This is a genomic window from Streptosporangium carneum (assembly GCF_027922005.1).
Classification (GTDB): Bacteria; Actinomycetota; Actinomycetes; order Streptosporangiales; family Streptosporangiaceae; genus Streptosporangium; species Streptosporangium carneum.
Map to the genome: position 1 here is coordinate 1 of NZ_BSEV01000095.1, position 657 is coordinate 657.

Below are 657 nucleotides of genomic sequence, written 5' to 3' on the forward strand. Positions count from 1 at the left end.
CGACGATGAGAATGAGACCAGGGGCATCAGCCGCAAGACCCTGCTGAAGGCCGCCATCATAGGTGCCCCGATCCCGCTGCTGATGGGCAGCCAGATCCCCGCGCTGGCTCGTGACGCGCGGGAGGAGGGCAAGCTGCTCGACCCGACGCCGTTCTGCGGCAGCGGGGACCCGGCGACGATCGCGCAGACCGAGGGCCCGTACTTCAAGCCCGGCTCGCCGCTGCGGGACACGCTGACCGGGGCCGGCACCCTGCTGACCGTCAGCGGGTTCGTGTTCAACCGGTCCTGTCAGCCGGTCGCCAACGCGCTGCTGGACTTCTGGCAGGCCGACAACGGCGGCAACTACGACAACAGCGGTTACACCTTCCGCGGGCACCAGTTCACCAACGCCCAGGGCGCCTACAAGCTGACCACGATCGTGCCCGGCCTGTACCCGGGCCGTACCCGGCACATCCACGTGAAGGTGCAGGCTCCGGGCCGGTCGATCCTGACCACCCAGCTGTACTTCCCGGGTGAGCCGCGCAACAGCACCGACACGATCTACGACTCGCGTCTGCTGATGAACGTGCGCACCGTCGGCAACGCCAAGGAGGCCACGTTCGACTTCGTGGCCAACTTCACCGGCACGCCGTCGCCGAGCCCCACGATCACCCCGAC

1 protein-coding gene is annotated in these 657 nt (G+C 68.2%); it reads left to right on the forward strand.

Going from position 1 to position 657, the window contains the following annotated elements; genetic code table 11:
• Positions 1–25: 25 nt before the first annotated feature.
• The coding region (locus PKF00_RS43975) for a dioxygenase family protein (protein WP_271223743.1) at positions 26–657 on the forward strand (632 nt) is incomplete at its 3' end.